24 protein-coding genes are annotated in these 25,483 nt (G+C 65.4%); 11 read left to right on the plus strand and 13 right to left on the minus strand.

Annotated elements, in window-relative coordinates:
• Window positions 1-307: 307 nt before the first annotated feature.
• The 3 genes from sorA to ABIB95_RS28805 all read left to right on the plus strand — a co-directional run bounded on the left by sorA (window position 308) and on the right by ABIB95_RS28805 (window position 2,237).
• On the plus strand, window positions 308-1,507 hold the full coding sequence (sorA, locus tag ABIB95_RS28795; RefSeq protein ID WP_028151513.1) for a SorA family sulfite dehydrogenase catalytic subunit: 1,200 nt from the start codon (window positions 308-310) through the stop codon (window positions 1,505-1,507).
• Window positions 1,508-1,519: 12 nt separating this feature from the next.
• Window positions 1,520-1,828 carry a SorB family sulfite dehydrogenase c-type cytochrome subunit gene (gene sorB / locus ABIB95_RS28800; protein WP_071917135.1) on the plus strand — a complete coding sequence of 103 codons (309 nt, stop codon included), beginning with the start codon at window positions 1,520-1,522 and terminating at the stop codon, window positions 1,826-1,828.
• A gap of 208 nt (window positions 1,829-2,036) precedes the next feature.
• Entirely contained in the window at window positions 2,037-2,237 is a 201-nt protein-coding gene (locus ABIB95_RS28805; RefSeq protein WP_008134691.1) for a cold-shock protein, read from the plus strand.
• Window positions 2,238-2,407: 170 nt separating this feature from the next.
• Here ABIB95_RS28805 and ABIB95_RS28810 read toward each other — a convergent pair whose 3' ends face one another.
• Window positions 2,408-2,869 carry an Lrp/AsnC ligand binding domain-containing protein gene (locus ABIB95_RS28810; protein WP_038954741.1) on the minus strand — a complete coding sequence of 154 codons (462 nt, stop codon included), beginning with the start codon at window positions 2,867-2,869 and terminating at the stop codon, window positions 2,408-2,410.
• Between the two features lie 114 nt (window positions 2,870-2,983).
• On the opposite strand from ABIB95_RS28810, the gene putA reads away from it, so the two are divergent.
• From putA to ABIB95_RS28825, 3 genes are all read left to right on the plus strand, one after another.
• The gene (putA, locus tag ABIB95_RS28815) at window positions 2,984-5,983 is read left to right on the plus strand and encodes a bifunctional proline dehydrogenase/L-glutamate gamma-semialdehyde dehydrogenase PutA (RefSeq protein ID WP_354244266.1); all 3,000 of its coding nucleotides are present in this window, start codon (window positions 2,984-2,986) and stop codon (window positions 5,981-5,983) included.
• Between the two features lie 116 nt (window positions 5,984-6,099).
• Window positions 6,100-7,305, plus strand: a complete 1,206-nt coding sequence (locus ABIB95_RS28820) for a CaiB/BaiF CoA transferase family protein (protein ID WP_354244269.1) — start codon at window positions 6,100-6,102, stop codon at window positions 7,303-7,305.
• A gap of 176 nt (window positions 7,306-7,481) precedes the next feature.
• Window positions 7,482-8,129 carry a glutathione S-transferase family protein gene (locus ABIB95_RS28825; RefSeq protein ID WP_354244272.1) on the plus strand — a complete coding sequence of 216 codons (648 nt, stop codon included), beginning with the start codon at window positions 7,482-7,484 and terminating at the stop codon, window positions 8,127-8,129.
• Window positions 8,130-8,140: 11 nt separating this feature from the next.
• Here the strand turns inward: ABIB95_RS28825 and ABIB95_RS28830 are convergent, their stop codons facing one another.
• The 6 genes from ABIB95_RS28830 to ABIB95_RS28855 all read right to left on the minus strand — a co-directional run bounded on the left by ABIB95_RS28830 (window position 8,141) and on the right by ABIB95_RS28855 (window position 13,506).
• A complete protein-coding gene (locus ABIB95_RS28830; RefSeq protein WP_014492272.1) occupies window positions 8,141-8,308 on the minus strand; it encodes a hypothetical protein in 168 nt (55 codons plus the stop codon).
• 81 nt (window positions 8,309-8,389) lie between these two features.
• A complete protein-coding gene (locus ABIB95_RS28835; RefSeq protein WP_354244275.1) occupies window positions 8,390-9,940 on the minus strand; it encodes a hypothetical protein in 1,551 nt (516 codons plus the stop codon).
• Window positions 9,941-10,033: 93 nt separating this feature from the next.
• Window positions 10,034-10,990 (minus strand): hypothetical protein, encoded by a 957-nt coding sequence (locus ABIB95_RS28840; RefSeq protein ID WP_354244278.1) that lies wholly within the window; start codon window positions 10,988-10,990, stop codon window positions 10,034-10,036.
• A gap of 351 nt (window positions 10,991-11,341) precedes the next feature.
• Window positions 11,342-11,839: a TPM domain-containing protein gene (locus ABIB95_RS28845; protein ID WP_354244281.1), complete on the minus strand. Its 498-nt coding sequence runs from the start codon at window positions 11,837-11,839 to the stop codon at window positions 11,342-11,344.
• A gap of 5 nt (window positions 11,840-11,844) precedes the next feature.
• Entirely contained in the window at window positions 11,845-12,765 is a 921-nt protein-coding gene (locus tag ABIB95_RS28850; protein WP_354244284.1) for a TPM domain-containing protein, read from the minus strand.
• Between the two features lie 132 nt (window positions 12,766-12,897).
• Window positions 12,898-13,506 carry a LemA family protein gene (locus tag ABIB95_RS28855; RefSeq protein WP_071909659.1) on the minus strand — a complete coding sequence of 203 codons (609 nt, stop codon included), beginning with the start codon at window positions 13,504-13,506 and terminating at the stop codon, window positions 12,898-12,900.
• A gap of 171 nt (window positions 13,507-13,677) precedes the next feature.
• On the opposite strand from ABIB95_RS28855, the gene ABIB95_RS28860 reads away from it, so the two are divergent.
• The 3 genes from ABIB95_RS28860 to ABIB95_RS28870 are packed head-to-tail and all read left to right on the plus strand — an operon-like array spanning window position 13,678 to window position 16,885.
• Window positions 13,678-14,532, plus strand: a complete 855-nt coding sequence (locus ABIB95_RS28860; RefSeq protein WP_354244287.1) for an enoyl-CoA hydratase — start codon at window positions 13,678-13,680, stop codon at window positions 14,530-14,532.
• A gap of 4 nt (window positions 14,533-14,536) precedes the next feature.
• The gene (locus ABIB95_RS28865) at window positions 14,537-15,673 is read left to right on the plus strand and encodes an acyl-CoA dehydrogenase family protein (RefSeq protein WP_354244290.1); all 1,137 of its coding nucleotides are present in this window, start codon (window positions 14,537-14,539) and stop codon (window positions 15,671-15,673) included.
• Between the two features lie 15 nt (window positions 15,674-15,688).
• Window positions 15,689-16,885, plus strand: a complete 1,197-nt coding sequence (locus ABIB95_RS28870; RefSeq protein ID WP_354244293.1) for an acyl-CoA dehydrogenase family protein — start codon at window positions 15,689-15,691, stop codon at window positions 16,883-16,885.
• 167 nt (window positions 16,886-17,052) lie between these two features.
• On the opposite strand, the gene ABIB95_RS28875 is transcribed toward ABIB95_RS28870, so the two are convergent.
• The 3 genes from ABIB95_RS28875 to ABIB95_RS28885 form a co-directional block, all read right to left on the minus strand.
• Window positions 17,053-19,377, minus strand: coding sequence for a xanthine dehydrogenase family protein molybdopterin-binding subunit (locus ABIB95_RS28875; RefSeq protein ID WP_354244295.1), 2,325 nt, complete (start codon window positions 19,375-19,377; stop codon window positions 17,053-17,055).
• A gap of 229 nt (window positions 19,378-19,606) precedes the next feature.
• Window positions 19,607-20,485: a dihydrodipicolinate synthase family protein gene (locus ABIB95_RS28880; RefSeq protein WP_354244298.1), complete on the minus strand. Its 879-nt coding sequence runs from the start codon at window positions 20,483-20,485 to the stop codon at window positions 19,607-19,609.
• 64 nt (window positions 20,486-20,549) lie between these two features.
• Window positions 20,550-21,515, minus strand: coding sequence for a VOC family protein (locus ABIB95_RS28885; RefSeq protein WP_354244300.1), 966 nt, complete (start codon window positions 21,513-21,515; stop codon window positions 20,550-20,552).
• A 200-nt stretch (window positions 21,516-21,715) separates the two neighbouring features.
• Here ABIB95_RS28885 and ABIB95_RS28890 point away from each other — a divergent pair, with 200 nt between their 5' ends.
• On the plus strand, window positions 21,716-22,582 hold the full coding sequence (locus ABIB95_RS28890; protein WP_354244303.1) for a S1C family serine protease: 867 nt from the start codon (window positions 21,716-21,718) through the stop codon (window positions 22,580-22,582).
• Window positions 22,579-22,950, plus strand: a complete 372-nt coding sequence (locus tag ABIB95_RS28895) for a response regulator transcription factor (RefSeq protein WP_354244306.1) — start codon at window positions 22,579-22,581, stop codon at window positions 22,948-22,950. The genes ABIB95_RS28890 and ABIB95_RS28895 overlap by 4 nt, the downstream gene beginning before the upstream one ends.
• 12 nt (window positions 22,951-22,962) lie before the next feature.
• On the opposite strand, the gene ABIB95_RS28900 is transcribed toward ABIB95_RS28895, so the two are convergent.
• The 3 genes from ABIB95_RS28900 to ABIB95_RS28910 form a co-directional block, all read right to left on the minus strand.
• Complete coding sequence (locus ABIB95_RS28900; RefSeq protein ID WP_354244308.1) at window positions 22,963-24,039, minus strand: sensor histidine kinase; 1,077 nt, start codon at window positions 24,037-24,039, stop codon at window positions 22,963-22,965.
• On the minus strand, window positions 24,026-24,718 hold the full coding sequence (locus ABIB95_RS28905) for a response regulator transcription factor (protein ID WP_063985457.1): 693 nt from the start codon (window positions 24,716-24,718) through the stop codon (window positions 24,026-24,028). Before ABIB95_RS28905 ends, ABIB95_RS28900 begins: the two co-directional genes overlap by 14 nt.
• Before the next feature lie 100 nt (window positions 24,719-24,818).
• Window positions 24,819-25,388, minus strand: a complete 570-nt coding sequence (locus ABIB95_RS28910) for a hypothetical protein (protein WP_354244311.1) — start codon at window positions 25,386-25,388, stop codon at window positions 24,819-24,821.
• Window positions 25,389-25,483: the final 95 nt, after the last annotated feature.

A 25,483-nucleotide genomic window follows, 5' to 3' on the forward strand; every position in this document is an offset into this window, starting at 1 on the left:
GCCGTCGCCCGCAAGCTGCTGACCATCCTCAACGTCATGATCAGGACGAAAACACCATGGCAACCCGCTTGACAGCGAACACAGTCGCTCACCCCAACCCTCTCCCCGCTTGCGGGGAGAGGGAGTGCACTTTCACTGCGGCTACAGCTCGGCAATCTCGTTACGAACGTAACACCGCGTTGCTGCAACGCAGCGACATGGGCCTGCTGCGAAAGCACGAATTGACTTCATCTCAATCGTTGCGACAGATGAGCGCGGGATCGCGGTGATGACCGCTGTCCAACGAAAGCTCCGGGAGGAGACGAGAATGTTCGATCGACGCGACCTGCTCAAAGGAGCGGGCCTTGCCGCTATGGCGGCCACACTGAATTCCACCAAGGCGCTGGCACTCGACACCGTCACGCTTCCCTTCGCCAATGGCGAGCGGCCGCTGGTGAAATATCCGCAGAAGCGGCCGATGATCGGCCTGACCAGCCGGCCGCCGCAGCTCGAGACGCCGTTCGCGATCTTCAACGACGGTCCGATCACGCCGAATAACGCGTTCTTCGTGCGCTATCACCTCTCGGACCTGCCCTACAATCTGGATCCCGACAAGTTCACGCTCGAGGTCAAGGGCAAGGTCGACAAGCCGCTCAAGCTGTCGCTCAAGGACATCAGGAAAATGAAGGCGACCGAGATCGTCGCCGTCAACCAGTGCTCCGGCAACAGCCGCGGCTTCTCCGAGCCGCGTGTCGCCGGTGGCCAGCTCGCCAATGGGGCGATGGGCAATGCGCGCTGGCGTGGCGTGCCGCTGAAGGCCGTGCTGGAGATGGCGGGCGTGCAGAGCGGCGCCAAGCAGGTCACCTTCAACGGCATGGACGGCCCCGTCAGCGACAAGACGCCCGATTTCGTCAAGGCGCTCGATCTCGATCATGCCACCGACGGCGAGGTGATGCTGGCCTATGGCATGAACGGCGAGGACCTGCCGTTCCTCAACGGCTTTCCGCTGCGCCTGATCGTCCCCGGCTATTACGGCACCTACTGGGTCAAGCACCTCAACGAGATCACCGTCATCGACAATGTCTATGACGGCTTCTGGATGAAGTCGGCCTATCGCATTCCGGATACGCCGAATAATGCGGTCGAGCCAGGCACCGCGCCGAAGGCGACGATCCCGATCAACCGCTTCACCATCCGGTCCTTCATCACCAGCGTTCCCGATGGCGCCAAGCTGAAGGCCGGCGGCACGACGCTGCGCGGCATCGCCTTCGACGGCGGCAAGGGCATCAAGGACGTCCAGGTTTCCACCGACGGCGGCAAGACCTGGGTCAGCGCCAAGCTCGGCAAGGATCTCGGCAAATACTCATTCCGTGAATGGAAGCTGCCGGTGAAGCTCGCGGCGGGCGCCCACGAGCTCAAGGTGCGCGCCACCGGCAATGGCGGCGAGACCCAGCCGGATGCGCCACGCTGGAACCCTGCGGGTTATCTACGCAACGTCGTCGAAACCGTCCGCGTCACCGTGGCCTGAGGGAGAATGATCATGCAGCGCACCGTTCTCCTCGCCATCTCACTCGCCGTCGCCGCAATGGTCGGTTCGGCACTTGCAGCGCCGCTCAACTACAAGACGCCCGACGAGGTCGCGGCCTTCAAGCCGGGCCCCAATCTCGAGGTCGTGCAGGGCAATTGCAGCGCCTGCCACTCGGCCGATTACGTCAACACGCAGCCGCCGATGAAGGACAAGAAAGGTTTTTGGCAGGCCGAGGTGACCAAGATGATCAAGGTCTATGGCGCCCCGATCGACGATGCCGATGTCGGCAAGATCGTCGATTATCTGGCCGCGACTTATTGACGGATGGCGCGCGGCGTGCCGATCAATTGACCGCGAAACGGGCAAAATCGGCAAAAACGCTGCGAAGTTGAGCGGAATTCGGCGAAATGCCGATATGGTTTGAGCTACCAAGCCGGCCACATTCCGCGTATCCTGTTAGGACCGAACCGGCCGGTTGGCGGGGACTGGCGGTTCGAGATCTCGGAGGAAGACCCGCGGAGAAGACGTGATGGCTAAAGGTACGGTCAAGTGGTTCAACCCGACGAAGGGTTATGGATTTATCCAGCCTGCGTCGGGCGGCAAGGATGTGTTCGTGCATATCTCGGCAGTGCAGAAAGCCGGTCTGTCGTCCCTGAACGAAGGACAGACGGTGGAATACGAAGAGATCGCAAACCGGGGCAAGACCTCCGCAGAGAACCTCAAAGTATAAGCCCGGCAGCCTTTGCTGCCTCCCGGATCTGTCCGGGAGCCGGGCCAAAAAAATTTTAGAAGACGGCCAGTGCATTCGACGACAGGCGTTGCGATTGCACACGGAGAGCTATTTTCCCGCGAAGACCGCTCGTTCAACGCCACAGCAATGACAATCGCGACGGCCCTTCGTTAGTCCACCGGCAATGGTGCGTCGCGCTTGATCTCTTCCATCACCGCATAGGTTCGCGTCTCGCGCACGCCCGGCATTGACAGCAACGTCTCGCCGAGGAAGCGTCGATAGGCGGTCATGTCCGCAAGCCGCGCCTTCACAAGATAGTCGAAGCCTCCTGCAACCATGTGACACTCCAGCACCTCGGGTGCGAGTTTCACCGCGCGCGCGAACCGCTCGAAATTGTCCGGCGTGGTCTTGTCGAGCAGCACCTCGACGAACACCAGAAGACCCAGGCCGAGCCGGTGCGGATTGAGCCGCGCGCCGTAGCCCTCGACAAAGCCCTCCCGCTGCAACCGCTTCAGCCGCTCGCCGACCGAGGTCGGCGACAGCCCGATGCGCTCGGCGAGTTCGACATTGGCGATGCGCCCGTCCTGCTGCAGAATTGAGAGGATCTTCCGGTCGATTCGATCGAGTTCCATATTTTATGTGGCCAATATACCAATGATCTTTATTTCCTAAGGCAAAATGGCTAATTTGTCTATCGAACCACGGTCTAGCGGGCCTTATCCTGAATTTGAGCCACAGGACACGCCATGCCGAACATCCCGCCGCCCTTCACCGCCCCCTATGCGCCCGATGATGCCGAGATTGCCGCGCGACTCTTGCCCGCTTCGCATCTCGGCCCGCCGCAGGAGGCGCGGATCGACCGCACCGCGACGCGGCTGATCGAGGCGATCCGCAAGCGCGACGACCGGCTTGGCGGTGTCGAGGACATGCTGCGAGAGTTCGCGCTCTCGACCAAGGAGGGGCTCGCCCTGATGGTGCTGGCCGAGGCGCTGCTCCGCGTGCCCGACGCGCGCACCGCCGACCAGTTCATCGAGGACAAGCTCGGCGAGGGCGACTTCATCCACCACGAGACCAAGTCCACTGCCTTCCTCGTCAACGCCTCGGCCTGGGCGCTCGGCCTCTCGGCGCGGGTGATCCAGCCCGGCGAGACGCCCGACGGCACCATCGGCCGGCTGGTGAAGCGGCTGGGCGCGCCGGCGGTGCGCACCGCCACGCGCCAGGCGATGCGGCTGATGGGCAATCATTTCGTGCTGGGCGAGACCATCGAGCAGGCGCTGGAGCGGGGTAAGCCGCGCTCCGGTCAGAAGACGCGCTACTCCTTCGACATGCTCGGCGAAGGCGCGCGCACGGCGGGGGACGCCAGGCGTTATTTCGACGCCTATGCCAGTGCGATCGAGACCATCGGCAAGGCAGCGGGCAGCCATCCCCTGCCCGACCGTCCCGGCATCTCGGTCAAGCTCTCGGCGCTGCATCCGCGCTTCGAGGCGATCAGCCGCGCGCGCGTGATGGCCGAGCTGGTGCCGCAGCTGCTCGATCTGGCGCAGCGCGCCAAGGCCCATGATCTGAACTTCACCGTCGATGCCGAGGAAGCCGACCGGCTGGAGCTGTCGCTCGACGTGATCGCGGCAACGCTCGCCGATCCCTCGCTCAGCGGCTGGGACGGCTTTGGCCTGGCGATCCAGGCCTATCAGAAGCGCGCCAGCGCCGTGATCGACTATGTCGACGCGCTCGCCCGCGCGCATGACCGCAAGCTGATGGTGCGGCTGGTCAAGGGCGCCTATTGGGACACCGAGATCAAGCGCGCGCAGGAGCGCGGGCTGGACGGCTATCCCGTGTTCACGCGCAAGACGATGACGGATCTGAACTACGTCGCCTGCGCGCAGAAGCTGTTGGCCCTGCGGCCGCGCATCTTCCCGCAATTCGCCACCCACAACGCGCTGACGGTCGCGACCGTGCTGGAGCTTGCGCAAGATGGCGGCGGCTTCGAATTCCAGCGCCTGCACGGCATGGGCGAGGCGCTCTACGAGCAGCTCGCCAAGGATCATCCTGACATCGCCTACCGCACCTATGCCCCGGTCGGCAGCCATCGCGACCTGCTCGCCTACCTGGTGCGGCGGCTGCTGGAGAACGGCGCCAACTCGTCGTTCGTGGCGCAGGCGGCCGACTATCGTGTGCCGGTTGTGGCGCTGTTGCAGCGTCCGGCCGATGCCATCGTCCGGCCGCAAGCAGCGGCCCATCCTAAAATTCCGTTGCCGGGCGATCTGTTCGCGCCGGAGCGGCGCAATTCGCGCGGCGTCGAATTCGGCGCGCGCGCGGCGCTCGACCGGCTGCTGGCGGACGCGAAGGCCGAGGCAGCCGACCTCAAGCCCATAGCCGACACAACGCCGGACCGAGCCAATGCGTCGGTGACTGCTGCGCGCGCCGGCTTTGCCGCCTGGAGCCGAACGCCGGCGGCCACGCGCGCGGCCGCACTGGAGCAGGCCGCGCATCTGTTGGAGAGCCGGAGCGCCCATTTCATCGCGCTGCTGCAAGCCGAGGGCGGCAAGACGCTGGACGATGCGCTATCGGAGCTGCGCGAGGCCGCCGACTTCTGCCGCTACTATGCCGCACAGGGTCGAAAGCTGTTCGGCGTTGAGGCCGCCATGCCGGGCCCGACCGGCGAGAGCAATGCGCTCGCGATGCGCGGCCGCGGCGCCTTCGTCGCGATCTCGCCTTGGAATTTCCCGCTGGCGATCTTCATGGGCCAGGTCACGGCGGCGCTGATGGCCGGAAACAGCGTGATCGCAAAACCCGCCGAGCAGACGCCGCGCATCGCGCGTGAGGCCGTAGCGCTGCTGCACGAGGCCGGCATTCCCAGGAGCGCGCTGCATCTCGTCACCGGTGACGGCCGCATCGGCGCCGTGCTGACGGCGCATGCCGACATCGCCGGCGTCGTCTTCACCGGCTCGACCGAGGTCGCGCGCCTGATCAACCGGACGCTCGCCGCCAAGGAGGGGCCGATCGTGCCGCTGATCGCGGAGACCGGCGGCATCAACGCCATGATCGCGGATGCGACCGCGCTGCCCGAGCAGGTCGCCGACGACGTCGTGACCTCGGCCTTCCGCTCCGCCGGCCAGCGCTGCTCGGCGCTGCGGCTGCTGTTCGTGCAGGAGGATGTCGCCGACCGCATGATCGAGATGATCGCGGGCGCGGCGCGCGAACTCAGGATTGGTGATCCCGCAGATGTCGCAACCCATGTCGGTCCGGTGATCGACGCCGAGGCCAAGCAGCGCCTCGATGCGCATATCGCGCGGATGAAGAGCGAGGTGCGGCTGCACTTTGCCGGCACCGTGCCCGACGGCTGCTTCGTCGCCCCGCACATTTTCGAGCTCAAGGACGCCGGCCAGCTCACCGAGGAGGTGTTCGGCCCGATCCTGCACGTCGTGCGCTATCGCGCGGAAAACCTCGACCGCGTGCTGCAGGCGATCGAGCGCAGCGGATATGGACTCACGCTCGGCATTCACTCCCGGATCGACGACACCATCGAGGCGATCATCGATCGCGTCCAGGTCGGCAACATCTATGTCAACCGCAACATGATCGGCGCCGTGGTCGGCGTGCAGCCATTCGGCGGCAACGGGCTGTCCGGAACCGGCCCGAAAGCGGGCGGCCCGCATTATCTCGCACGCTTTGCGACCGAGCAGACCGTGACGATCAACACCGCGGCAGCCGGCGGCAATGCCGCGCTGCTTGCGGGAGAGGAGTGAAGCCCTGCGCCTGGCGCCGTTGCATCCCGGCAAAACATCGGTCTAATGCTGCCATGACTTGGCCCGCGCCAATTCCAGCGCGCGGGAAACAACAAGAGCGAGGGAGCTACGCCGCGATGGAAAAGGGCATTTTTGCAGGGCTCAAGGTTCTGGACTGCGCGAGCTTCATCGCAGCGCCCGCGGCCGCGACCGTGCTGTCGGATTTCGGCGCCGACGTCATCAAGATCGAGCCGCCCGGCGCCGGCGACCCCTACCGCAATCTGCCCAACATTCCGGGCTATCCGACCAGCGAGCACAATTTCGCCTGGCTGCTGGAGGCCCGCAACAAGAAGAGCATCGCGCTCGACCTCGCAAAGCCCGAGGCGCAGGCCGTGCTCTACAAGCTGTGCGAAGAGGCCGACGTCTTCATCACCAACATGCCGCCGCCGGTGCGCGCCAAGCTCGGTATCACCTATGACCACCTCGCCCATCTCAACGACCGGCTGATCTACGCCTCATTTACCGGCTATGGCGAGAAGGGCGAAGAAGCCAACAAGCCCGGCTTCGACAGCAACGCCTATTGGGCGCGCTCCGGCCTGATGGACTTGGTCCGCGCCGACACCCACACGACGCCGGCTCGCTCGGTCGCCGGCATGGGCGACCATCCCTGCGCCATGGCGTTCTATGGCGCCATCGTCACCGCGCTGTATCAGCGCGAGAAGACCGGCAAGGGCTCGCATGTCGCCTCCAATCTGATGGCGAACGGGGTGTGGGCCGCGGGCACGCTGGCGCAGGCCAAGCTCTGCGGCGCCAGGTTCGCCGAGCGGCGGCCGCGCGAGCGCGCGCTGAATGCGGTCGCCAACCACTACCAGTGCAAGGACGGCCGCTGGCTGATCCTGTCGCTGCTGAGCGAGGAGAAGCAGTTTCCGACGCTCGCCAAATGCCTGGGACGCGAAGACCTGATCACCGATCCGCGCTTTGCCACCAAGGCTGACCGCCACGCCCGCTCGGTCGAGCTGATCAAGATTTTTGACGAGACGTTTGCCACCAGGGATCTCGCCGAATGGCGCAAGATTCTCGACGGCAACGGCCTCGTGTTCGGCATCGTCGGCATTCTCGACGACATCCCCAACGACAAGCAGATGCTCGACAACGAGGTGCTGGTGCCGTTCGAGAACGACACCATGCTCACCATCTCCAGCCCGATCTGGATCGACGGCGCCAAGAAGGTCCAGCCGCGCAAGCCGCCGGCCGTCGGCGAGCACAGTGACGAGATTTTGCGCGGGGCGGGATACGACGAGAAGGCGATCAAGCAGTTGCGGGGTTCGGGCGCGGTGGGGTAAGGCGGCGCCACACACTCCCCTGTCGTCCCGGGGCGCGCAAGGCGCGAGCCCGGGGCGACGGTGGAGATAGCTCGTGTCTCCAGATGCATTGCTGGATTGCTTCGCTGCGCTCGCTATGACGGCGTGGGACGATCTCGTTATAGACTCACGACAACATCGCGTCTCGTGAGGCCCCCATGCCCAGCTACCGCCTGCACTACTTCCCGGAATCCGGCAACAGCTACAAGCTGGCGTTGATGCTGACGCTTTGCGGCGAGACGTTCGAGCCGGTGTGGACCGATTTTGGCGGCGGCGTCACGCGCACGGCGGAATGGCGCAAGGCCGTGAACGCGATGGGCGAGATTCCCGTGCTCGAGGTCGACGGCGTGAAGATGACGCAGACCGCACCGCTCCTGCTCAAGCTTGCCGAGCAGTACGGCCGTTTCGGCGCGGAGACCGAGGAGGAAAAGTTCGAGCTGCTGCGCTGGCTGTTCTGGGACAACCACAAGCTCACCGGCTACATGGCGACCTATCGCTTCATGCGGGCGTTCACTGAGAAAAACGACCCGCAGGTGCTGAAGCATTTTCGCCGGCGGCTCGAGGACTTCCTCGGCATTCTCGACGGACATCTCCAGCATAATGCCTTTGCGATCGGGGCGAAGCCGACGATCGCCGATATCTCGATGATGGCCTACCTGCACTATCCGAGCGACGAGCACGGCTTCGATTTCGCGGCGAGCCATCCTGCCATCAACGCCTGGCTCGGTCGCATGGCCGCGCTGCCTCACTGGAAACCGGCCTATGAGCTCTTGCCCGGCAAACGGATGACGAATTACGCGAAGTGAGAGCGCTGGTACTAACCCCTCAGCGCCAGCCAGCCGAGCGTGAACAAAATCCCGCCGACGATGACGACCACCGCGACCGCCCAGGTGCTGACGCGGATGCTGCCGGTGACCTGCTTGGCTTCCTCATTGCGCGCGATCTCGCGATTGCGCTCCTTGTCGGCGTCGCTGGTCTCAGTCATGGGTCATCCAAATCGGTTGCGGGCTTTATCTGGCGCGTGATCTTTTCGAAAAACCGCTACACACTTTTTTCGGATCACGCGCTAACGCGTCTTGATGAAGCACATGCCGATGCGGCTCGATGCCGCGGCAGCCTGACAGGTGAGACCTTTAGCACAGCTCCATGACGTAAAACTCTTATCCGGCGCTCCCGATCCCGCATTTTGCAGGGCACAATGGGCGCCCCAGCCATCCTGATATTCGGTACCGGCCAGCTCCCCACTGCCACGGGTCTGCGGCCGGCTGGCAAATCCGCGTGAGAAATCAGGGCGTTTGCCCGCGGCGAATGCGGTCAGGATGTCGCGGCGGCGGACCTGATCGCCGAAGAAATGCGGCGAAGCCGGCACGATGGTGGAGTTCGACGGCTTGTCCGCAAGCCAATCGACGCCCGGAAAATGGAAGCCGCCGATGCCGCGGGTCTGGTGGCAGCCGCCGCAGGTGACGTCGTTGAGACGGCGCTGGAAGCCCGCGATCGAGCGGATGTTCTGCATGTCGATGCCACGCGCCGCCGCCTGCTTCAGCGCGCCGACCACGTCGTTGTCGGTGAAGACCGGCTCGCCCTTGTTGCTGTCCCTGTCCTCCCCTTGCACCATGCCGAACTCCGGCTGCAACGGCGAAGCGTCAAGGCCCGCGGGCGTCGGCACCACCGCGGCCTTGGCCAGGAATGTCTCGGGGATCAGCACCGTGCCGCGATCGAACTCGCGGAGATTTTCCGGCGCAAGCAGCCAAGCCTTGAAGTCACGTCGAAGATCGTTGTCGGCGAGGATGCGGTCGCGATCGATCTGGTTCTCCAGCGTCGATTCCTCGAACGTCTTCGTCGCGGCGTTATACTTGAACACCTTGAGCAGATAGTCGGAGCGGAAATCGTGCAGTGCCGATTTCGGCGCGATCGATATCTGGATATTGGTCTCGATGCGGTCGAGCATGGCGTCGGAAGGGGAGATGCCGCTGCCTATCAGCCCCTGCCAGTCGCCATTGTCGAGCCAGCGCCGCGCGACCTCGGCGCAGGTAACAGGCTTACCGCTCGCATCGGTCTGGCGCGCATCGCGTGCCTTCATCACCAGATTGAACGTCATCGGCAGGCGCGTTGCGGTCTTGCCACCTTCCGGCTTATTCTCGAAACGCACCAGCCGATAGATCAGCCTGATCTCGCCGCACGACTCCTCCGAGACATAGGCGCGGTCCATGCGATTGACGATGCCCGCCAGCACGAAGCGGGTGTCGCGGGATTTGAGATTGGCCCGATCGAACAGCTGCACGTCAAAGCCTTCACCGACGCCAATGGTCTCGGTCGGGTACGCCGCCTTCTGCCTGATGATGTAGCGGTCGAACTCCGCGTCGATCGCCGGCGGAATCTCCTTGAGCTGGGACAGCGACGAGAACAGCAAATCGGTCGTCAGCGGAACGTTTGCGTTCCGCTCCGGCCATAGCAGGCGCGAGATCGTGAGCGAATCGTTCTGGTCGAGCTTGCGGAGCAGATCGGGATCGATGATCGCCGTGCCGCGCGTCAACGGCGCGTTCTCCGCTGCGAAAAGCGAAACAGTTCCGCCAAGCAAGACGGCGGCAGCAAAGAGAATTCGCAACGCGCGGCTCATGCCTTCAGTAACACCGCGTAAGCCGGCCTATTCAAGTAAAAAGGCGCCTCACATGGTGGTGAAGCGCCTCTTTGAAGATCGGATATCGAACGCTCAGCGTGCGACGATCAGGCCCTTGCTGGTGACGACGACCCAGCGGCCGTCCTGACGGCGGATCGCATCGACGCGGCCAATTCCGGGGATGGGGTCACCGGCATAGACCTCGTAGAGGCCGCCGCGGCCCTCGATCAGCGCGCCGCCATTGGCAACGTCCCGCAGAACCCAGCCGTCGATCGTCGGCAACCGGCCGACCTCGGTCTTGGGCGCGGCCGGGGCCGGAACCGGTGCCGCGGCGGCGGTCGCAACCTGGGTCGGCGCGATCGAGCCGGTGGTTTCCTTCGCGGCGGCGGCGGCCTGCGCGGGGGCCGCGGGCGGCGTGGCGCGGAGCTTGTCGACGGTCTCGGACAGCTTTGCGATTTTGGCCATCGGCTCGGCCTGGGCCTTCTCGAGCTTGTCGAGACGGTCATTGGCGCGATTGAACTGGCTGAGGCCAGTCTTGGAGGTGTGCTCGACATTCGCCTTCAGTGCGACGACATCGGCATCGATCCGGGCAACCGAGGATTCCAGCGCGCTGGTGTCGGCGACCTGCGCCGGCGCGGGGGCCGGGGCCGCGAAGTGCATCATGCCCGCAGTCGCGAGCGCGCCGCTGATGGCGCCGACGCTGGCGGCGATCGCCACCACCGCGGCCATCACCGACAGGCGGCGCTTGCTGCCGGTCTCGCGCGGCTCGTCCGCCTTCACATGCGGGGCAAACTCCTCGCGCTCCCAGGAGCGCTCCGACGGTGCCATGACGATGAGCTTGCCGGGCTTCGGCTCGGGCTTGGTCTCGAACTTCGGCACTTCGATCCGGGGCGGCTCGACCTTCGGGGCCTCTGCCTTGACTGGATCAGGCTTGGGCGGCGACTCATGGTCGGGGGCGATCGAGGGGGCCTCGATGCCGGCAGCCTCGACGGCCTGCGGCGCGGTCGCAGCTTCCACGACGCTCGTATCCTGGGCAGCCTGCTCAGCCATTGGTTCGCTCACAGTTCGAATACTCCACTCTGGATTGACCTTTTGGTAACTTTCATTGCTTGCGAAATCCTTACTTCGGGACCCGCTTACCGAAATTTTAGGAAGTCATCCGGGGCCGAATTTGGCCGGGAACGTGGAACCGGTGTGGCGGGCGTGAAACAAATTGTAAGCCGGGGAAGATGAACGGCCGCGGAATGGCTGCCTCCACACCGTCATTGCGAGCACAGCGAAGCAATCCAGAATCTTTCCAAGGCCGCAGTCTGGATTGCTTCGTCGCAAGAGCTCCTCGCAATGACGGAGTGGGCGGCGCCCACTCCGTTCACGTCACCGCTCCGCCCACATCACTATCCGTCACATCACGACCGGCGCATCCGGCAGTTCGTTCGCATGCGGGCCTTGCGGCGGAAAATACCGCGCCAGCTCGCGCGACACCGCCGCGATGCCGCCGATCACGCCGCGCTCGAACCGGCCGGAGGCGAACTCGGCCTCCATCGCGCGGCAGATGTTCTCCCAGCCCTCCGCACCAACCTTCGCATCGATGCCGCGATCGGCAACGATTTCGACATCGCGGTCGGCGAGCAGGAGATAGATGAGGACGCCGTTGTTGTGCGCGGTGTCCCAGATACGCAAGTGAGAGAACACATCGAGCGCACGCGCGCGGGCCGGCTGGTTGCGGAACAGCGGTCGCCCGTCGAGCGCGCCTTCGACGACGAAGCGGACCTGGCCAGAATGCGTGCTCTCACCCTGCCTGATCGCCTGCTCGATGCGGGCGAGCACCTTTGGCGGGAAGATTTGCTTCGCCCGCCAATGATGCTGCACGAGATGTCTGGCAATGCGCTTGATGCTCATGACCGCTACCAGCTCCCCGAGGCGCCGCCGCCGCCAAAACTGCCACCGCCGCCGCTGAAACCGCCGCTGTCGCTGGACGACGATCCGCTGCTCCAGCCGCCCCCCGAAGAGCCGCTCGACCACGAGCCGCCGCGCGACGACCCCGGGCTTGGCGCCATCGCCGCAAACAGATCGGCGATGAAGCCGATGACGAAGCCCAGCGCTCCGAGCGCGAGCGCGATTGCAAAGGACCCGAGAATGAGCCAGGTCAGCGCTGCGATGATACCGCCGGTCGCCAAGGAGCCAAGCAGCCGCCCCAGCATGGCCCGGAAGAAGCCGCCGACCCCGATCGAGGCGAACAGCGTCACAATGAACAGCGGCGCAATATCGTCCAGATTGCCGAAATTCACCGTCGGCGAAGGTACTGGCAGCGGCTCCCCATCGATCACGCGGATCATGCGATCGACGCCATCGGAGATGCCGCCGGCAAAATCGCCCGTCCTGAATTTCGGCGTGATGATCTCGTCGATGATGCGCCGGGAGGTGACGTCCGTGAGCGCTCCCTCGAGGCCGTAACCGACCTCGATTCGCAAATGCCGGTCGTTCTTGGCGACGACGAGGATCGCGCCGTCGTCCACCTTCTTGCGGCCGACCTTCCAGGCGTCTGCAACCCGGATGGAAAACTGCTCGATCGTCTCCGGCTGGGTCGTCGGCACGATCAGGACGGCGACCTGGCTGCCCTTGCGAGTCTCGAAGTCACGCAGCTTTTGCGACAGCGCGGCGACGTCGGCGCTCGACAGCGTGCCGGTCTGATCGACCACGCGGCCGGTGAGTTGCGGCACGGCGACATCGGCCAAGGCGGGGGAGGCAAAGGTAAGTGCAAGCGCGAGCAAGAGGGCAACGCACAGTGAAACAGCAGAACAAGCGCGCCACAACCTCGATGTCATCGCCCGGCTCGACCGGGCGATCCAGTATTCCAGAGACGCCGGCGGATCACGGAGAAGCTGCGGCGTACTGGATTCCCCGCTTTCGCGGGGAATGACAGCGGAGGATGTGGTGCGCATCGGGGCTGAGCGCGCTTATTTCGACGGCGCCGGCGCCGGATTGAAATCGACCTTCGGCGCGGTCGAGATTTCCTTCTCGTTGTCGACCGCGAAATTCGGCTTCTCCTTGTAGCCGAACATCATTGCGGTGAGGTTGCTCGGGAAGGAGCGAATGGTGACGTTATAGTCCTGCACCGCCTTGATGTAGCGGTTGCGCGCGACCGTGATGCGGTTCTCGGTGCCTTCGAGCTGCGACATCAAATCCTTGAACAGCGCATCGGACTTGAGCTGCGGATAGTTCTCGGTGACGACCAAGAGACGTGACAGCGCGCTGGAGAGCTCGCCCTGGGCGGCCTGGAACTTCTGGAAGGCGGCGGGGTCGTTCAGCACCTCAGGCGTCGCCTGGATGCTGCCGACCTTGGCGCGCGCATTAGTGACGCCGAGCAGCACGTCCTTTTCCTGCTGCGCAAAACCCTTTACCGAGTTGACGAGATTGGGCACGAGATCGGCTCGGCGCTGATACTGGTTCACGACCTCGGACCAGTTGCCCTTGATCTGCTCGTCCTCGCTCTGGATGGCGTTGTAGCCGCAATTGGTCAGGCTCAGCGAGGCCAGAGCCGCCAGCACGGTCAGGATCTTGCGCATCAAATTCCTCCCGGTGAAATCTGGCGTAAACTATCAGATTGAACGCGCGCGGTGCCAGACATCTTGTGCCGGCGGCGCGAAAAGCAGCCGACTGACGCAAGCCCCTTGCCTATCCCTGGCCGACATAGTCAACTTGAGCAAAACAAGAACGGAAACGCCAAGGGGAACGCGATGAGCTCGTTCGAGACCATCCTCGTGGAGCGGCCGGAGCCGGCGATTGCCCGGATCGTGATGAACCGGCCCGAGGCGCGCAACGCGCAGAACCTGCAGATGACCTACGACCTCAACGCCGCGTTCGACGAGGCGGTGCAGGACGACGCGGTCAAGGTGATCATCCTCGCCGGCAACGGGCCGCATTTCTCATCGGGCCACGATCTGCGCCCCGGCGACAAGAACGCCGCAGGCGTCGATTTTCCGCCGGTAGGAAATTGGGGTGGCTTCGCCGAACAAGGCGCGCATGGCCGCTTCGCGCGCGAGCAGGAAATCTATCTCCAGATCACGCGGCGCTGGCGCAACCTCGCCAAGCCGACCATTGCCGAGGTGCACGGCAAGTGCATCGCCGGCGGATTGATGCTGGCCTGGGCGTGCGACCTCATCGTCGCCAGCGACGATGCGCAGTTCTGCGATCCGGTGGTGACCATGGGCGTCTGTGGCGTTGAATGGTTCGTGCATCCCTGGGAGCTCGGCCCGCGCAAGGCCAAGGAATTCCTGTTCACGGCCGACGCATGGAGTGCGCAGGAGGCGCATCAGCTCGGCATGGTCAACCGGGTCGTGCCGCGCGCGGAGCTTTCAGCGTCGGTGCTGGAGCTGGCGCGCCGGATCGCATCAAAGCCGTCCTTCGCGCTGAAGCTGACCAAGGAAGCCGTGAACCGCTCGGTCGATGTGATGGGCCAGCCCGCCGCGATCGACCAGGCCTTTGCGCTGCATCAGCTCTGTCACGCCCATAACCTTCAGGAGTTCGGCATGGTGGTCGATCCATCCGGACTGCATCCCTCCGTGCGCAAGCCGCCGGCGGCCGCGGAGTAACGACATGGACCTCAATCTGAGTGACGAGCAACGGCTGCTGCGCGAAAGCGCGGAACGCTTCGTGGCCGAGAGCTACGATGCCGATCATCGCCGCAAAATGGCGAACGATCCGTCCGGCTTCAGCCCTGCGGTGTGGAAGCAGTTCGCCGAGCTTGGTTGGCTGGCACTGCCGATCGCGGAAGAGTTTGACGGGCTCGGTGGCGGCGCGGTCGAGATCGGCATTCTGATGGAAGCCTTCGGCCGCGGGTTGGTGTCGGAACCGTATGTTGCAACGGTGGTGCTTGGAGCCTCGCTCATCGACAAATGCGGCAGCACCGCGCAGAAGCAGGCGAGGCTGCCGAAGGTCGCGGATGGATCGCTGAAGCTCGCCTTTGCCCATTCCGAGCGCACGGCGCGGTTCGATCTCGCAAAAGTCGCGACCGTCGCCCACAAGACGGCGCAGGGCTGGCGTCTTGCCGGCAGCAAGATCGCGGTGCTCGAGGGCCACGCCGCCGACGAGATCATCGTATCCGCGCATGTCCACGACCATCAGGGACCGTCGGGGCGGATCGGCCTGTTCCTGGTGGCAAAGACACCGAGCCTCGCCATCAGCGACTACGAGCGTCTCGGCGGCGGACGGGCCTGCAATATCGAGCTGTCCGGCGTCGAGCTGCCGGAGGATGCCCTGCTCGGCGACGGACATGACGCCCTGCCCGCGATCGAATGGGCCATCGATCGCGCCATGGCTGCGTTAGGTGCCGAAGCCGTCGGCATCATGCAGACGCTGCTCGACACCACGCTGGAATACACCAAGATCCGAAAGCAGTTCGGCCGGCCGCTCTCAGCCAACCAGGTGATCCGCCACCGCCTCGCCGACATGGCAATGCAGGTCGACGAGGCGCGCTCGATGGCGCTGCGCGCCGCGCTGAAGGTGGACAGCCCGCCGATCGAGCGCGCGCGGGCCGCCTCCGGTGCGAAAGCGAAGATCGGCAAATGCGCGCGCTTCGTCGGCGAGCAGTCGATCCAGCTTCATGGCGGCATGGGCGTCACCGAGGAGCTCGAGGTCGGCGCCTATTTCAAGCGGCTGGTCGCCTTCGACACGCTGTTCGGCGGCAGCGCGCACCATTACAGCCGCCACGCCCAGCTTGGCCGCACGGCCTGACACAAGGAGCGCATCATGGACCTCTCGTTCAACACCGAGGAGCGCGCTTTCCAGGACGAGGTGCGCGGCTTCATCGCCAAGAATCTCACCGAGGAGATGAAGCGCGCAACCGCGCTGACGCCGTCGGTGTTCTCCGATCCTGATATCGGCATGGCCTGGCAGCGCGCGCTGCACCGGCAGGGCTGGGGCGCACCGGGCTGGCCGGTCGAATATGGCGGTCCGGACTGGACGCCGGCGCAGCGCTGGATTTTCGAGACCGAAAGCGCTCGGGCCGGCGTGCCCAATGTCAACGTGATGGGCGTCAAGATGGTGGGACCCGTCATCATCGGTTTCGGCTCGGCGGCGCAGAAGAATTTTTATCTGCCACGCATCCTCTCCGGCGAGGATTATTGGTGCCAGGGCTATTCCGAACCGGGCTCCGGCTCCGATCTCTCGTCGCTGAAGACGCGCGCGGCGCGCGACGGCGAGGACTACATTATCAACGGCACAAAAATCTGGACCACGCACGCCCACCACGCCAACCGCATGTTCGCGCTGGTGCGCACCAGCGACGGACCGCGGCAGCAGGACGGCATCAGTTTTATTCTGATCGACATGAAGACGCCCGGAATCACGACACGACCGATCCTAACCATCGGCGGTGACCACGAGGTCAACCAGGTGTTCTTCGACGATGTGCGCGTGCCCGTGGCCAACCGCGTCGGCGACGAAGGCAAAGGCTGGACCTACGGCAAATATCTGCTCGAGTTCGAGCGGGGCTCCGGCATTGCGTCAGCGAAGCTGCGCGAGGGACTAAAGGCGATCGCGGAGCTGGCCGAGTCGGACCTGACCGGCCGCGCGATCGACAGCCCCGATATCGCCGTGCGCATCTCCGAGGTCGAAATCGACATCGACGCGCTGGAGATGACCGAGCTGCGCGTGCTCTCCGCACTTCAGACCGGGCAAAATCCCGGCGCGGTGTCGTCGATCCTGAAGCTGCGCAACAGCGAGATCCGGCAGGCCGTGACCCGGCTGGGGGTCGACGTGATCGGTCACGACGCGCTCGCGGTCGAGCCGATGCGCCCGCTCTACAAGCTCAACCACGCGCCGGCGACGCCTGAGGAGATGCTGACGGTGGTGCCGGAATATCTCAACGGCCGCGCCTACACGATCTTCGGCGGCACCTCGGAGATCCAGCGTGACATCATCGCGAAGATGATGCTGGGGATTTGAGGGCCACAACTCTCTCTTCCGTCATTGCGAGGAGCCCTTGCGACGAAGCAATCCAGAATCCCTCGGTGGAGGGACTCTGGATTGCTTCGCTGCGCTCGCAATGACGTCGTGGCAATAGCGCCCCGGATTTCGCTGCGCTCCATCCGGGCTACGCACCACTGTAGATCCTAGCCCGCCACCTTCGCGTCCCGGATCGCCTTCCAGATCTTCTGCGGCGTCAGGGGCGTGTTCAGCTGGGTGATGCCGAGCTCGGCGAGTGCGTCCATCACGCCATTGGTGACGCAGGGCGGGCCGCCGATGGCGCCGGATTCGCCGCAGCCCTTGGCGCCGAGCGGATTGGTCCGGCAGGGCGCGGAGTCGTCGAGCGTGACCTCGATCGGCGGAACGTCGTCAGCACGGGGGATGCAATAGTCCTGGTAGCTCGCGGTGAGGAGCTGGCCGTCCTCATCGTAGGACACGCCCTCGTACAGCGCTTGTCCAATGCCCTGCGCGACGCCGCCATGGATCTGGCCGGTGACCAGCATCGGGTTCACGGCAACGCCGACGTCGTCGACCGTGGTGTAGCGCACGACCTTGGAGACGCCGGTCTCGGGGTCGATCTCGACCTCGCAGATATGCGTGCCGTTCGGCCAGCTCGGGCCATCGACCTCACCTTCGGAATCGACGCTGAGCTTGGCGCTGCCCTCCTTCTCGGCGAGATCGAACAGGCTGATGCGGCGGTCGGTGCCGACCACGGTGAGCATGCCGCCCTGATATTCGATATCCTCGACCGAGGTCTCCAGCACGTTGGCTGCCTTCTCACGCGCCTTCTGGATCAGATCGTTGGATGAGACCGCGACCGCCGTGCCGCCGACGAACAGCGAGCGCGAGCCGACGCTGCCGAAGCCCATCGCGAGATCCGTGTCGCCCTGGACGACGTCGATCTTGTCCATGGCGATGCCGAGCGTGTCGGAGATCATCTGGGTGTAGGTGGTCTGCAGCCCCTGCCCCATCGCCATGGTGCCGGAATGCAGCACGACGCGGCCCTGCGACGTCGCGTGCAGGCTGACCTTCTCGGTGTGGGCGCGGCCGCCGGTCCACTCGATGTAGGAGGTGAGCCCGCGGCCGTAGAGCAGGCCCTTCTTCTTCGCGGCTTTCTTGCGCGCGGCAAAGCCGTCCCAATCGGCCAACTTCACGGCGCGATCGAGCATGTGGGCGAAGGCGCCGGAATCGTAAACCTGGCCCGCGGCGTTGGTGTAGGGCAGCTGCGCCGGCTTGATGTAGTTCGCTTTACGGATCGCACGCGGATCCATGCCGATCTTTCGCGCGGCGGCGTCGAACAGACGCTCGACGATGAACACCGCTTCAGGCCGGCCCGCGCCGCGATAGGCACCGACCGGCGCGGTGTGGGTCATCACCGACTGCACCTCGAAATGCACCAGCGGCAAATCGTAGACGCCGGTCTGCACGAACGGCCCGAGCACCAGCGGAATGATGTTCGCCGCACCCGAGGAGTACGCGCCGGTGCAACCGATCGACTTGACGCGATAGGCCAACACCTTGCCCTTGTCGTCGAGCGCGAAGGAGGCCGTCGAGGTGAGATCGCGGCCATGGGTACCGCCGACGAATTCGTCGGTGCGGTCACCGCGCCAGCGGATCTTCCTGTTCAGCTTGGTCGCGGCATAGGCGACGATGCCGTCCTCGGGATAGAGGTTGGTCTTCTGGCCAAAGCCGCCGCCGATGTCGCCGACCAGCACGCGGACGCTGTCCTTGGGGCGCTTGAGCACGGCTTCGGCCAGCACGTCGCGGGTGGAGGCCGGGGTCTGCGACTGCACGTGCAGGAGAAGACGGCCGGTCTTCTTGTCGATCTCGGCAATGGTCGAGCGCGGCTCCATCGCGGAGGGCACCAGACGCTGGCTGACGATGTCGAGCTCGACCGTATGCGCGGCCTTGGCAAACGCCTCGTCCGCCTTGGCGGCATCGCCATAGCTCATCGCGCCGACGATGTTGTCGGGCGCCTCGGGCCACACCACGGGCGCGCCGGGTTTTACGGCCTCGACGGGATCGACCACCGCGGGCTGCACGTCATATTCGACCGCAATCGCTTCGGCCGCGCTTTGCGCTTCCGCGCGGGAGGAAGCAACCACCGCCGCAATCGCTTCGCCGGCGTAGCGGACGATCTCATGGGCGAGCAGGCGGCGCGGCGGCACCGTCATCGGCTTGCCGTCGGGGCGCTTGAAGATGCTCAGGGTCGGAATGGTGCCGATATCGTCCTTGACGAGGTCAGCGCCGGTGTAGATCGCGGTGACGCCGGGCATCGATGCCGCAGCGCTGGTGTCGATCGCGACGATCTTTGCGTGGGCATGCGGCGAGCGCAGCACATGCAACCACAGCGCGCCCTCCTCCGGCTTGTCGTCGATGAACTGACCCTTCCCGGTGAGCAGCCGCTGGTCTTCCAAACGCTTGACGGGCTGGCCCGCTCCGAAACGCAAATTGCCGGGAAGAATGTTCATTCCGTGGGGTCCTCAGGGTCTTTTCGAAACTGCGGGCAGCCTTTTAGCGGATCGATCGGAGGCATACCAGCCGCGGTTTTGGGCGGGATATCCACGATTTCGGCATGCCGTCCCGCAAATCCACGATTCCGTAGGGTGGGCAAAGGCGCGCTTGCGCCGTGCCCACCATCTCTCAACGGATGCGACCAGGATGGTGGGCACGCTACGCTTTGCCCACCCTACGGCACTGCTACGGAGAAAGCTCCCTCAACGCCGCTTCCACGACCTTGCGCGCCTCCACGGTCAGCGCGGCCTGCGGCGGGACGGGATCGCCGACGTCGTAGCCCTGGATCGCAAGGCCCGCCTTGATGCAGGCGGCGAGGTTGAAGCGGGCGAAAGCCTCGTTGATCCGCCACAGCCTGCGCTGGAGCGCCATGGCCTCGTCCCAGCGGCCGGCCTTGCAGAGGTCGTAGAGCGCGACGCTCTGGCGCGGAATGATGCAGGCCGGTCCCGCCATCCAGCCGAGGCCGCCGATCAGCATCACAGCGGCCGGGATATGGGCGGAGGCCGAGAACACCCGCAAGGCATCGCCGCAGCGGTTCATGATCGAGAGCAGCCGGCCGGTGTTGGTCGAGGCGTCCTTGATGTAGCCGATGCGCGGATGTTCAGCGAGGCGCGCGATGATGTCGAGCGTGAGGTCGGAGCGCTGGAATTGCGGATTGGTGTAGATGACGACGGGGATGTCCACGGCATCCGCGATGCTGCGGAAGTATGATTCGACCTGGGCATCGGCGAGCGGAAAGTACGCTTCCAGGATCGCCAGAATGCCGGTTGCGCCGAGCCTCTCGTAGGCCTTCGCCTGCGCCACTGCGTCCGCCGTCGAGGTGGAGGCGACGCCGGCCACGACCGGCACACGGTCCTTCGCCGCCTCGATGGTGGCCCGCACGATCGCGGTGCGTTGCGCGGCATTGAGATAGGCAAACTCGCCAGTCGAACCCAGCGGCGTCAACCCGTGCACGCCTGCGTCAATCAAATCGTCGCAGAGCTTGCCGAGGACTTCGGTGCGCACCGTGCCATCGGCGTCGACGGGCGAAACGAGATAGGGAAAGACGCCGTGAAAATCGGGCATGTCAGGCTGAACCCCGCAAAACTGGCTAGCGCCTGACCGGTCATAGCAATGCCCGCGCCAGCGATCAAACCCTGATCAGGCGCACCCGCGTGCCCCAGGGATCGACGGCCTCCACACCGTTGGCGAGCGCCGTGACATGCGCGCCGCCCTTGCGCAGGCGTTCCTCCTGCGCGGCGAGAATGTCCTGCTTCGCCATCACCAGCGAGAACCAGGCGAGCCCCGTGGTCTGATCGTCGCGTTGGCCGGCCCCCTGGCTCTGCCAGACGTTCATGCCGAGGTGATGGTGATAGCGGCCCGACGACAGGAACGCGGCGCCGCCACGGCGGCGGGTCGGATCGAGGCCGACCGTGCCGTGATAGAACCGTTCGGCCTCGGCGAGATCGCCGACACGCAGATGCATGTGGCCGACGCGCAGACCGTCCGGTGCCTTGGCGTAGTCTGCCACGCGCGTATTGGTCAGCGACAAGAGGTCGGGGATGTTGAGCTCGTCGCTCGCCATCTTCACGCTGCCCTCGCTCCACTGCCATTGCGAGGGATCGCGGTCGGCATAGACCTCGATGCCGTTGCCTTCGGGGTCGTCGAGATAGACGGATTCACTGACGAGATGATCGGCGAAGCCCGACAGCTTCACGCGATGCGAGGCTGCGTGCACCAGCCAGCGCGCGAGGTCTTTGCGCGACGGCATCAGGAAGGCGGTGTGGTAGAGGCCCGCGGCATTGCGCGGCTCGATCGCGGCCTCGGGACGGGCTTCCAGCACGAGCAGCGTGATACCGGCCGTGCCGAGCGTCGCGGCGCCGGCGGAGCGCTCCATCACGGTCAGCCCGAGCACGTCGCGGTAGTAGTCCGCGACCTTGTCGAGATTCTTGACCCGGAGCGTCACCATGCCCACCCGCATCGGCGTGCGGCTGGCATAGGTCGGCCCGCCGCCTTGCGGCATGCCCTCGGCCCGAGCGGCGGCGGCGGCCGCCATCGCGAGCGAGGTCGCACCGGCGAGTTGAAGCAGAGTGCGGCGGGTGAAGTCGACGGTCATCGGTCGGGGCTCGCTGGAAACGCTGGAGGTCGTACAGTGCAATTCCTGGATTGCTACACGTTCCCGTGAAGGCGTCCCAATCACATGTTCGTCGGCCGCGGTCCTGCGGAGGCCGGTCCGCCCCGCCTGTCCTGGCCACCCGGCCAGTTTCGCAATCGCCCGCGACATCCCAGATTAAGGACGAATTACAGGAGCCTTCCATGACCGCCCCAACTCCTCTGTCTTCCCTTTCGTCCGCGCTCGCGGATGTCGTGACGCGCACCGCGCCATCCGTCGTCGCCGTGCATTCGCATCGCTCCCGCGCCACCGGCTTCGTCTGGAAACTCGGCTTGATCGTCACCGCCGACGAAGCGCTGGCCGACGAGGGCGATATCCAGATCAGCCTCCCCGACGGCAGCACCGCGGCCGCCACAATCGTCGGCCGCGACCATACGACCGACATCGCGCTGTTGCGCACCGATGCCAGTCTTGCGCCGGTCAAGCTGGCCGCGACCGTTCCGCCCCTCGGCACGCTGTCGGTCGTCGTCGCCACCGATCGCGATGCGCCGAGCGCGGCGCTCGGCATGGTATCACTGTCCGGCAAGAGCTGGCGCTCTTTGCGCGGCGGCGACATCGATGCGCGGATCGAGCTCGACGTGCGCCTGCGCTTCGCGCAACAAGGCGGGCTCGCGCTCGATGCATCAGGCGTCGCCTTCGGCATGGCCGTGCTCGGGCCGCGGCGGGTCCTGGTGATCCCGACGGCGACAATCGAGCGGGTCGCGGCACAACTCGAGACGCGCGGCCGCATCGCCCGCGGATATCTCGGCGTCGGGCTCCAGCCGGTGCGGCTCGACGATGGCATCGGCGCGATGGTGATGAATGTTGACAAGGCCGGTCCTTCGGCTGCGGCCGGCATCCGCCAGGGCGACGTCATCGTGGCGGTCAACGACCAGAAGCTCTCCGGCGTGCGTGCGCTGTCGCGGACGCTGGGACCTGCGAGCGTCGGCACGGTGGTCGATGTCGCGGTGCGCCGCGGCGGCGAGCCAGTCAGCTTCAAGGTCACGATCGGCGAGAGGCCGGAGGCGTGAGCGAGGACAGCGCGCCCGAGATCGTGCTCGCCCTGGAGATCGACGATCCCGCCCTCGCCGATCGCCTGGCGGTCTTGCTCGGCAACATCGCCGGGCTTCGGCTCGCCGCGCCCGGCGAGGCCGCCACGGCGACGGTCATGGCCCGCGATCCGCGCATCATGCCGGACGACATCGCGCTGACGCAGCGCGAGCTCGATGTCCTGGCGCTGATGGCGGAAGGCGCGTCCAACAAGCTGATCGCGCGCCAGCTCGGCATTTCCGTGCACACGGTCAAATTCCACGTCGGTTCGCTGCTCGACAAACTGGATGCCACCGGCCGCACCGACGCGGTCGCGCATGCGGCACGCCGCGGCGTGATCGAGCTATGACGCCGTCAGCTCCTATCGCCCTGATGTCGCCGGGAAGCTGAGCCGGACCGTGAGGCCCGGCGCATTGTCGTGCAGTGCAATCTCGGCGCCATGGAGACCGGCAACGGCCGCGACCAGGCTCAAGCCCAGACCGTTGCCCGGCGTGTAACGGCTCTGTTCGAGCCGGTAGAAGCGCTTGAACACGTGATCGCGCTCTCCGGTGGGAATGCCCGGACCATCGTCGGCGATCGCGATCACCGCCCCACCACCGGCGCTGCGACAGGTCACGGTGACCTGCCCGCCCGCGCGGCCGTGCTTGATCGCGTTGTCGACGAGATTGGCGATGGCGTCGAACAGCAGGTCGCGGTCCCCCGTAATCGCCACCTCGCGGTCGCCGTCAAGGCTGAGGCGGGTCGCGACCTGCTCGGCCGCGGCGTCGTAGAGCTCGACGACCTCACCGGCGATTTCAGCGAGGTCGAGCGTGCGAAACGCACTGCGGCGGGCGCGAGTCTCGATCTCCGAGATCCGCGTGATGGAAGCGAACATCCCGAGCACCGAATCGAGATCGGCGATGGTGTCGCCGATCAGCACGGCATCGGCCTCGCCATTTCGCGGGGTGTGATAGGCCTTTTCCAGCCGGCCGCGCATGCGCGTCAGCGGCGTGCGCAGATCGTGGGCGACGTTGTCGCTGACCTGCTTGACCTCACCCATCAGCGTCTCGATGCGGTCGAGCATCTGGTTGAGGTTTTCGGCGACGCGGTCCCACTCGTCGTGACTGCCGCGCAAGGGAATGCGCCGGTCGAGCCCCGACAGCATGATGGCGCGGCTGGTCGCATTGATCTCCTCGATCCGTCCGACCGTGCGCCGCGTCACCAGCACGGCCGCGACCCCGGCCAGCACGGCCAGCAGCACGGCGACGGCGACCATCGCGAGCTCGATCATCGCGGTGAAGCCGCTGTGATCGCCGGCGTCGCCGACCCGGCCCTGCACATAGGCGATCGTGCCGAAATAGACATAGGCCATGATCGCCGCGACGATCAGGCCGAACGCCGCGATCGCGATCAGTGCCAGACGGAAGGTGGAGGAGCGGAGCGTCTTAGCCAGGAGCACGGATGCAATATCCGATGCCGCGGATCGTATGGATCAGCGGATAGGCCTGGGCATCGTCGACCTTGCGGCGGACCCGCCCGACATAGACGTCGATGATGTTGGTGGAGGGATCGAAATGCAGATCCCAGACATGCTGGAGCAGCATCGCCCGGGAGACGACGCGGCCCTCGTTGCGGACGAGATATTCGAGCAGCTGAAACTCGCGCGGCAGCAGCGGAATTTTCCGGCCGCGCCGGCTGGCGTTGCGCGCAATCAGGTCGATGGCGAGATCGCCGACCCGCAAAATCGTTTCCTTGGCGACGGTCTCGCTGCGCCGGCCGAGCGCCTCGAGGCGCGCCAGCAGCTCGACGAAGGAGAACGGCTTGACGAGATAGTCATCGCCCCCGGCGCGCAAACCGCGCACGCGGTCGTCAACCTCGCCGAGCGCGGAGATGATCAGGAAGGGTGCGGCGATGCCGTCGTCGCGCAACTGGCGCATCACGGCGATGCCGTCGATGTCGGGCAGCATGCGGTCGATGGTGATCACGGCATAGTCGCGGGCGACGCCGTGGCTCAGGGCTTCACGACCCGTCGCGGCAAGATCGACGTCGTAGCCCGAGGTGGTGAGTTCCTCGACGAGCTGGCCTGCGGTTTCCGGATCGTCCTCGACGACCAGAATGCGGCGGTGACCTCCGGTCATGCAAAACTCCGCGCGACGATCGCCACCAGACTATCCCGTTCCGGGGCTGAGCGGAACCGCCCGGTGGCGATCGCGACAATGGTGCGGTACCGCGATGCGACTACCAATAGTCTCCGCACACATTGACCCATTGCCATCCATAGGGCGTCAAGCTCCTGCGCCAGCAACCATCGTCGTAATAGTTGGCATAGTTGGCATAGAAGAACGGCGCGCCGACGAAAGCGAACCGGTTGAAGCGGTGACGGTGGAAGAAGGCATGGCGGCCAATGAACGGCCTGCCGTGCCAGCCCGGGCCAGCAAACCGCGGGCCGAAAGCGGCGCGGGTCGCTAATGGTGCACCGGCAAAGCGCGGCCCGATGGCGGCGCGGGCAGCCATTGGCGAGCCGACGAAGCGGGCTCCACCGAAGCCCGGGCCGCCAGCAAAGCGCGCGCCACCCATGCCGCCGAAACCACCCGCGCGCATGCCGCCGAAGCCACCCGCATGCATTCCGCCGCCACCGAAATGCCCGCCACCGCCAAAGCCGCCATGGCCACCACCGCCGAAGCCGCCACCGCCATGGCCTCCGCCACCGCCGCCGCCGCCGCCGCCACGGGCAAGCACAGGTGAAGCGAGCGCCATCATTGCGGCGAGCGTCACCGCAGTGACGCCTTTGAGAAGCCTGTTGTCCATCGAAGCATCCTCCGTGCTGCGCGGCGATCTTTCTGCCGCGCGAGGAGGATCAGATGAGAGGAACGGACAGGCACCTTCAACTTACAAACGCGCCA

The organism is Bradyrhizobium sp. LA2.1 (assembly GCF_040547725.1).
Classification (GTDB): domain Bacteria; phylum Pseudomonadota; class Alphaproteobacteria; order Rhizobiales; family Xanthobacteraceae; genus Bradyrhizobium; species Bradyrhizobium barranii.